Source organism: Trueperaceae bacterium, assembly GCA_019454765.1.
Lineage (GTDB): Bacteria > Deinococcota > Deinococci > Deinococcales > Trueperaceae > JAAYYF01.
In genome coordinates this window covers 1-8,068 of the sequence record JACFNR010000071.1, presented here as the reverse complement: position 1 = coordinate 8,068, position 8,068 = coordinate 1, and the positions used below count along the sequence as shown (strand labels likewise).

Genomic DNA, 8,068 nt, shown 5'->3' with positions numbered 1-8,068 from the left:
AGCGCCGCCAACAGGTTGTGCGCCGCCGTGATGGCGTGCAGGTCGCCCGTGAAGTGCAGGTTGATGTCGTTAGCGGGCTCCACCTGCGCCTTGCCGCCGCCCGTGCCGCCGCCCTTGATGCCGAACACAGGCCCCAGCGACGGCTCGCGCAGGCACAACGCCACGCGCGCACCCAGGCGCCTCAGCCCGTCCGTGAGCCCCACGCTGACGGTCGTCTTCCCCTCCCCCGCCTTGGTGGGGGTGATGGCGCTGACCAGCACGAGCTTCCCGTCGCCGGCGCCCACCGGGTGACCGTCCAAGTCGATCTTCGCCTTGTGGCGCCCGAGCGGCAGCACGCGGTTCGGGTCTAGGCCGATGTCGCGGGCGACGTTATCGATGGTTCGCAGCGTCTGAGCCATGGTGAGGCCAGCGTAGGCGCAGAGGGGGTGCGGCGCGAGCTACGAACGTCCCGGTGCGAGCGCGCTCTTCTCGGCGCCGGCCTGACCGCGCATGGTGCGCCACGGTGGCACCAGCGACTCTTCGCTTCTTTGACAACGGTTCGACCGGAGCGTAAGGTGACCGTCAGTCGTAAGCAACACAGTCTGACGTCCTCGTTCATCGGAAAGGACTCGTCTTATGTTCATCCTTCCTAGACCTACTCGTGTTCCGTCCGCGCCGGACCGGGGCGCGCGACCGCCCGCGCGCCGCTGGCGGCGCCTCCCGGCGGCCTTGGCGGCCGTCCTCCTCGCCGCGCTGCTGGGCACGGGCCTTGCCCAGACCCGGGGCGGCACCGCCACGGTCCTCCTGCCGGAGGACATCCCCACCCTCAACCCCTACCTGAGCACCGCCCTCATCACCTCGCAGGTGGCGCCCGCCATCGTCGAGCCGCTACTGACCGTGAACCCGGCCGGGGAGTACGTGCCCGTCATGGCGGCGCGGGTGCCGACACCGGAGAACGGCGACGTGTCACCGGACGGGCTCCGCGTCACCTGGACACTCAAGCCCGGCCTGACCTGGTCGGACGGCGTGGCCGTCACCGCCGACGACGTGGTCTTCACGTACGAGGCCGCCACGCAGGGTGCCAACTCGGTGCGCGGTGGGCTGTTCGCCAAGGTCGTGTCCGTGACGGCGGTCGACGACTCGACGGCCGTCGTCGAGTTCAGCGAGTTCGACTCGAGCTACTTGGACCTCTTCCAGTACGGCATCCTGCCGCGCCACGCCTCCGGCGAGCTCACCGACATGAGCAGCTGGGCCTTCAACCGCGACCCTGTTGGCACCGGCCCGTTCGTGCTAGGCGAGTGGCGAGCGGGCGACCGCATCATCATGGAGCGCAACGAGCGCTACCGCGATCCCGCCAAGCCGTACCTCGACAGGCTCGTCTACATGGTCGTGCCGAGCGAGGAGACGCGCGTGGCCATGATGGTCCGCGGCGACGCGGAGCGCATGCTGTGGCCCGGCGCCAACCAGCGCGACGCGCTCCAGGCGTCAGGCAACGTCGATTACGTGCTGGTGCCGTCCATCTACATCCTCCGCATGTTCCTCAACCTGGGCGAGCGCGGCAACCCCGTGATCGGGCAGGCGCCGCACCCGATCCTCGGTGACCTGCGCGTGCGCCAGGCGCTCGCCTACGCCATCGACTACGACTCCATCATCGACGGCCTGGCCGAGGGCCGCGTCCAGCGCGCCAACTCGCCCTTCGAGCTCGGTTGGTACACCTGCGAGGTCGACGGCTACGACTACGACCCGGACAGGGCGGCGCAGCTCCTGGACGAGGCCGGTTGGGTCATGGGCAGCGGCGGGGTGCGCGTGGCCAAGGGCGCCAAGTACGCGGCCGACGGCACGCGCCTCAGCCTCGACGTGATGGGCTACACGGACTTCCGCCTCCTCGAGCAGACCGAGCTGGTCATCGCCGACATGTACAAGAGCGTCGGCGTGGAGCTGAACGTCCGCAACGTCGAGCAGAGCGTGCTCTTCGGCGGGTGGGCCGACGGCGCGGCGCGCAAGACGGGCGACTTCGACATCCTCATGTACGACACGGGCGCCGGCATCAACCCGCAGGCGCACGTGTACGACCTGCTCGCGTCCAGCCGCATACCCACGGAGGAGAACGGCGGCGTGGGCGGCAACTACAGCCGCTGGTCCAACCCCCAGGTGGACGCCTGGCTCGACGAGGCCGGCAGCAGCCCGAGCCTCACGGTCCGCAAGGCCGACTACTGCAACGTGGCCGAGGCCATCAACGAGGAGCTGCCGCAGATCTACCTCTACCAGTTCGCTGACGGCAGCGCGCTGTCGGTTCGCCTCAAGGGCGTGAACGCCAACACGTGGGCCGGCATCAGCTGGGACGTGGCCGACTGGTACCTGGAGTAAGGCCCGGCGGAGCGGCGGGTCCTCGGTCATGACGCGCTACGTCTTGAGGCGCCTGGTCGAGAGCCTGCCGCTCCTGCTGGTGGTGAGCGCCACCGTGTTCGCGTTGCTGCAGGCGAGCCCGGGCAGCCCGCTAGCGCAGCTCGAGCGCGACCCGAGCATCACCCAGGCCGACATCGCGCGCCTCATGGAGGAGCGCGGCCTGAACGACCCGTGGCTCGTGCAGTACAGCCGCTGGTTGGGCGGCGCCGTGCGCGGCGACTTCGGCGCCTCCCTTCAGACGGGGCGCCCCGTGATGACCGAGGTGCTGGAGCGCGTGCCCAACACGGCGCTGCTGGTCGGCGTGGCGTTCGTGGTCACGCTCATCGTTGCCATCCCCACCGGCGTGCTCAGCGCGGTCCGGCAGTACTCGGTGTTCGACCACGTCGTGACCACCCTCACCTTCATGGGGCAGTCGGTGCCCGTCTTCTGGCTCGGGCTGCTGCTGATCCTCGTCTTCTACGTGGGCCTCAGCAACCCGTTCACGGGCGGGCCGCTCTTCCCCGCCGGGGGGATGTACAGCCTCGGCCGCGAGGGCGTCTTCGCCGACCGCGTCTGGCACCTCGTGCTCCCCGTGATCATGCTCGCCAGCACCTGGGTGGCGTGGTACACGCGCTTCCTGCGGGCGTCCATGCTCGACGTGCTGCGCCTCGACTACGTGCGCACCGCGCGCGCCAAGGGCCTGGTCGAGCGCGTGGTCGTCTACCGCCACGCGCTGCGGAACGCCGCCATGCCCCTCATCACGCTCATCGGCCTCGACCTCCCGCTCGTCTTCTCGGGCGCGCTCTTCACGGAGACGATCTTCAGTTGGCCGGGCATGGGGCGCCTCTTCTTTCAATCCGCCCTGCGCCGCGACTACCCGGTGCTCATGGCCATCGTGATGCTCACGTCTGCCCTGATCGTGGTGGCCAACCTGCTCGCCGACCTGGCCTACGCGGCGGTGGACCCGAGGATCACCTATGACTGAGCGCAACGGCTGGGGCGAGGCGTGGCAGCGCTTCAGGCGCCACAAGCTGGCGCTCGCGGGGGCGATCGTGTTCGCCCTCATCGTGCTGGCCGTGCTCCTCGCCGGATTGTCGCCCTACGACCCCTCCAGCACCAACCTGCGGGCCCGCTTCCTGGGGCCGTCGCTGGCGCATCCGTTCGGCACGGACGACCTGGGGCGCGACACCCTCACGCGCGTCCTCTACGGCGGCCGCGTGTCGCTGCTGGTGGGGCTTCTCGCCATGGTCATCTCGGTCGCGCTGGGCACGCTGGTGGGCGCGCTCGCCGGCTACTACCGGGGCTGGCTCGATAGTCTCCTGATGCGCCTCACCGACATGTTCTTGAGCGTGCCGGCCCTGTTCGTCCTGATCGTCCTCAGCACGCTGCTCTTCGACACGGGCGTCGGCACGGCGGCGGGCGGGCTGCCGATGATCGTGCTGATAATCGGCGGAATGTCGTGGATGGTGGTGGCGCGCATCGTCCGCGCCAGCTTCCTGGCCATCCGCGAACGCACCTTCGTGGAGGCCGCCCTGGCCGCCGGCGGCGGTCACGCGCGCCGCATCTTCCTGCACATCCTCCCCAACGCCATCGGGCCCATCCTCGTGCAGGCCACGCTGCAGGTGGCGGTGGCCATTATCGCGGAGTCTGGCCTGAGTTACCTCGGCTTCGGCATCCAGCCCCCCACCTCCACCTGGGGCAACATGCTGAGAGACGCCCAGACGAGCATGACGCGCTACCCGCACCTCGCCGTCTTCCCCGGCCTGATGATCTTCCTGACGGTCATCTCGGCCAACGCCATCGGCGACGGCCTGCGCGACGCGTTCGACCCGCACCGGCCGACGCCGCGGCGCCGCGCACCCGGCCGTCGCGGCCGGCGCCGCGTGGCGTAGGGCTGTCGCGCGGCGCACGGTCCGCCGGCCACGCGCTGCGAGCGGCGTGGCGCCGGACCCGCTGCGCCGACCTCAGGCGAGGGCGAGGAGCCCGTCCACCAGCTCCCCGATCGTGCCGCCCAGAGCCAGCCGCTCGCGCCACCTCGTGGGGATGGCGCTCTCGCCGTAGTGCGCCCCGGCGAGCTGCCCGCACACCGCCCCGACCGTGTCGGCGTCGCGGCCGAGGTTGACGGCCGCCAGCACGGCCTCCTCGAAGCCGTTCGAGCGCGCGAACGCCCACAGGGCCGCCTCGAGCGTGTCGATCACGTAGCCGCTCGCAGTGATGTCCGGCGGTTCGCGGCGAAGGTAGGAGCCCGCCGCCACGGCGCGCACGGCGGGGGTGGCAGGCGCCGCCGCGCCGGCGTAGGGCCGGTAGTCCGGGGCGAGGAGTTCTGCTTTGGTGCGCCCATGGATGGCGCCCACGAGGAGCCCGGCGAACCAGCGGCAGGCGTCGACGCACTCGGCAGCCCCGTGCGTGGTGCGCGAGCTCTCCCCCGCCAGCCGCACCGCCTCCGCCGGCGAGTGCCGGTACGCGATGGCGACGGGCGAGAGGCGCATGAGGCTGCCGTTCCCGGCCGCGTGAGGGTCGGTGGGGCCGCTGTCCGGTTCGCCCGTCTCCTCGTAGGCCCTCAGCGCGGCAGCGGTGGTGTTGCCGATGTCGAAGCAGCTACCCGTGGAGGAGAGATGACCGTCGCGCCACCAACGCACGTAGCGCTGCAGCTGATCGGTGGGGTCGAAGCCTCGGCGGGCCACGAGGCTCTCGGCCAGGCACAAGGCCATGCTCGTGTCGTCCGTCCACTGGCCGGGCTCGAGGCCGAAGACCCCGCCACCGACCATGTCGGTCACCGGTTCGAAGGAGCCCGGCCGTTGGAACTCGACCGTTGTGCCGAGGGCGTCGCCCACGGCGAGGCCGACGAGAGCGCCGCGGGCGCGATCTGTGGCGCGGTCTGTGGCGCCGTCGGTGGCGCGGTCGGTGGCGCCGCCCCCGGCGCCGCGGGCGGCCGGGTCGACCTGGTCGCTCGCTTCCGCGCGCTCCTGTCGCGTCACCGCTTCTCCGCAGCGGCCACGAAGGCGGCGCCCGTGGCGTCGTCGAACGCCACGAGCCGGACGAGGTCGAAGGTGCCCCGCGTCAGCCACGGCACCGCGGCGTCGGCCGCCACCTCGGCGGCGATCCAGGCGGGGAAGCCGTAGTTGCCGGTGCCGATGGCGGGGAACGCTATTGACTTGACTCCTAGTTGTTCGGCGAGGGCGAAGACGGTGTGGTAGCAGAGCTTCAAGATGCCCACCGCTGGCTTGCCGCCGTCCCACGGCTGCGCGGCCGTGTGGATGACGTACTTGGCGGGGATGCCGTAGGCGGGCGTGAAGGCCGCGGCGCCGTAGTCGAGGCTGCCGATCTGCCGCATGGCGGCCATGTGCTCGGGTCCGCCGGCGCGGGCGAGCGCGCCGTCGACCCCGCCGACCCCGATGAGCGAGCGGCTGGTGGAGTTGACCACGGCGTCGACGGCCTGGTCGGTGATGTCTCCCTTCACGACCTGCACGCGGGTGCCGCCGAGGGCGGTCGTCTCGAACAGGACCTCGGTGGGGACGAGGGTGGCCACGCCGGCGGCGCGCGCGAGGCGCTCCTTCTCGAAGCGGCGTTCGCGCTCGAGCCGCATCATCAGGTCGCGCTTCTCGTCGGAGCGGCTCCTGACGTTGCGGCGCGCTTGCGCCCACGCCATCTTCTGGGCCATGGCGGTGTCGCTGGCTCTCAAGTAGTTGAGGAGGGCCGTAGCTTCGTCCTCCTCGCGCCTGCGCGTCTCGCCGACGGGCAGGTGGGCTATCAGGGCGTGGAGGTCGCGGAGGAGCGCCATGCCGCCCTCTACGTCGCCGGCCTGGGCCGCCACCGCGACGCGGCGCTTCAGGGCCGTGATGGCGAGGAGGCCCCGCGCCTCCACGACGCGCGCGTCCTCCGGGGCGGTCCGCCAGGCGGCGTCGTCGAGCAGGGGGAGGTCCAGCTCGAACCGCGCCTCCTCGCGGCGGCCGGTGAGGACGTCTTCCCAGCCGAGCGTCAACCCGAGCCCCTCGGCACCGGCCCCCGCCGAGAGGGTGAGCAGGTAGTCGGCGGGCAGGCCGGCGACGAGGTCGGGGAGGGCGACCCCGTCGGCATCCGCCCCCAACCCGAGGGCAGCGGCGACCGCCGGGTCTGCCCAGGTGAGGCGTGCGGCGGCGCGAGGTTCCACGGCGAGCCGGACAGCGCGGCCGCGCAGGGAGCTCAGGCCGGCGACCTCTTCCTCGAAGGCGACCGACACGGCGCGCTCGTCCGCCAGGAACGCGTAGTTGCCGCGCCCGGCGTCCGCGACGGCGCGGAGCAGGTGCTCGTCGTAGTCCCGGCCGAGGCCCATGGCGGTCGTGGTGACGCCGTGCGCGACCGCCTCGGTCACGTCCCGCGCGATCCGGCCGCGGTCGGTCACGCCGGCGTTGGCCATGCCGTCGCTGAGGATAACGACGCGGTTGACGGCGTCCGGGGTGGGGCAGCTCATCACCTGCGACAGCCCCTCGGCCCAGCCGCCGAAGAGGTTGGTGCTGCCACCCGGCCGGATGCGGTCGATGGCGGCGAGGATGGCGCCCCGGTCGGCGCCCACCTCGACGAGGGGTTGCACGACCTCGACCCGCGACTCGAAGGTGACGACGGATACCCAGTCGCCCGGCACGAGCATGCGGACGGCCACTTGGGCCGCCGCCTTGGCCGCCGCGAGCGGCTGGCCGCTCATGGAGCCGGAGCGGTCGATGACGAGCGCGAGGCTGAGCGGCTTGCGGTCCACCTCGAGCGCCGGGTGCTCGACGCTCACGGTGACGAGTAGGTCGAGTTCCCCGCCGCCGGCGGGTAGACCTGGCTTGGCGGGAACGACGGTGAGGCTGGGCATCGGTAGGGCGGTCGGCGCGTTGCTGGTCATGCTGTCCCCCTGGGTGGCAGGTGTCGTGAACTGGTGGGGTTGGTTCCGGTCGGCTCGTTACGGGTCGTCCTCGGCGACCCCTTGCGAGGGTTTCCCGTCATTTGCGTCTCTTGCGGCTCTGCTCCACCTGGAGCAGGACGATCCTGACCGTCTGGAGGAGCGCGTCGTCTCCCCAGAGCGTGGTGGGCATGACGAAGTCGTCGCGGACGAAGAGCTCCAGGCCGTCCATGACGTTGACGCGGGTCCAGCTGGTGGGGAGGTCGGTGCCGGCCGCCGGCGACGGTTTGGGCGCCTCGTGGGCGCGGCGCATGGAAGCCGGGCGTTGGCCATCGGCGTCCTGCCCTCCATCGGTCCTCGGCGCGGCGGGGGTCGACGCCGCGGCCGCCTTGCCGGCGGGGCCCGCCCCGTCGAGCCCAGCGCGCGCCCGCACCGCCCTCAGGAAGGCCGCCTTGGCGGCGTCTCCCGGGCCGCTCGTGCCTCTGGGCACGAGCTGCACCTGGACCTCGCCCTCGAGGAGGGCCGCGACCCGCTCGGCGTCCTGGCCGGCGAGGGCCGAACGGATGGCGCCGCTCCCGAACCCCTCGGCGAGGAGCTTGCGGACGACCAACAGGTTCACGAGGTGCTCGAACGTGTACCGCGCCTCGCGACCCTCACGGAGAGCGTCGGGCATGAGCCCCTCCGTGGTGTAGAAGCGCACCAACCGCGGGTTGACGTCCTCGGCCGCGCGACCGCTGGCGTCCTTGGGGAGGTAGGTGGGCAGCAAGGCGTTGGCGGCCTCGACCAGTTCGGTGAGGGAGAACACGGCTTCCCGGTGGGCGGCGAGCGGATCGCGAAGCACGA

General features: G+C 71.8%; 7 protein-coding genes. 3 read left to right on the top strand and 4 right to left on the bottom strand.

The window, feature by feature from the left end:
- A partial coding sequence (locus H3C53_12960; protein ID MBW7917575.1) for a formate--tetrahydrofolate ligase occupies positions 1-398 on the bottom strand: 398 nt, incomplete at its 3' end.
- A 310-nt stretch (positions 399-708) separates the two neighbouring features.
- Between H3C53_12960 and H3C53_12955 the strand changes: the two genes are divergently transcribed.
- Genes H3C53_12955 through H3C53_12945 form a run of 3 tightly spaced genes read left to right on the top strand, consistent with a single transcriptional unit; the run spans position 709 to position 4,256 of the window.
- Positions 709-2,346, top strand: a complete 1,638-nt coding sequence (locus H3C53_12955) for a peptide ABC transporter substrate-binding protein (GenBank protein MBW7917574.1) — start codon at positions 709-711, stop codon at positions 2,344-2,346.
- A 28-nt stretch (positions 2,347-2,374) separates the two neighbouring features.
- Positions 2,375-3,349: an ABC transporter permease gene (locus tag H3C53_12950; protein MBW7917573.1), complete on the top strand. Its 975-nt coding sequence runs from the start codon at positions 2,375-2,377 to the stop codon at positions 3,347-3,349.
- Complete coding sequence (locus H3C53_12945) at positions 3,342-4,256, top strand: ABC transporter permease (protein ID MBW7917572.1); 915 nt, start codon at positions 3,342-3,344, stop codon at positions 4,254-4,256. Before H3C53_12950 ends, H3C53_12945 begins: the two co-directional genes overlap by 8 nt.
- A 72-nt stretch (positions 4,257-4,328) precedes the next feature.
- Here H3C53_12945 and H3C53_12940 read toward each other — a convergent pair whose 3' ends face one another.
- The 3 genes from H3C53_12940 to H3C53_12930 all read right to left on the bottom strand — a co-directional run bounded on the left by H3C53_12940 (position 4,329) and on the right by H3C53_12930 (position 8,030).
- Complete coding sequence (locus H3C53_12940; GenBank protein MBW7917571.1) at positions 4,329-5,342, bottom strand: ADP-ribosylglycohydrolase family protein; 1,014 nt, start codon at positions 5,340-5,342, stop codon at positions 4,329-4,331.
- Complete coding sequence (locus H3C53_12935; GenBank protein ID MBW7917570.1) at positions 5,339-7,228, bottom strand: macro domain-containing protein; 1,890 nt, start codon at positions 7,226-7,228, stop codon at positions 5,339-5,341. The genes H3C53_12940 and H3C53_12935 overlap by 4 nt, the downstream gene beginning before the upstream one ends.
- A gap of 97 nt (positions 7,229-7,325) precedes the next feature.
- Positions 7,326-8,030: a MerR family transcriptional regulator gene (locus H3C53_12930; GenBank protein ID MBW7917569.1), complete on the bottom strand. Its 705-nt coding sequence runs from the start codon at positions 8,028-8,030 to the stop codon at positions 7,326-7,328.
- Positions 8,031-8,068 lie beyond the last annotated feature (38 nt).

Excerpts from the sequence above, each read along its gene's own strand:
- H3C53_12950 (MBW7917573.1), top strand. The coding sequence starts at position 2,375 with ATGACGCGCTACGTCTTGAGGCGCCTGGTCGAGAGCCTGCCGCTCCTG.
- H3C53_12945 (MBW7917572.1), top strand. The coding sequence starts at position 3,342 with ATGACTGAGCGCAACGGCTGGGGCGAGGCGTGGCAGCGCTTCAGGCGC.
- H3C53_12935 (MBW7917570.1), bottom strand. The coding sequence starts at position 7,228 with ATGACCAGCAACGCGCCGACCGCCCTACCGATGCCCAGCCTCACCGTC.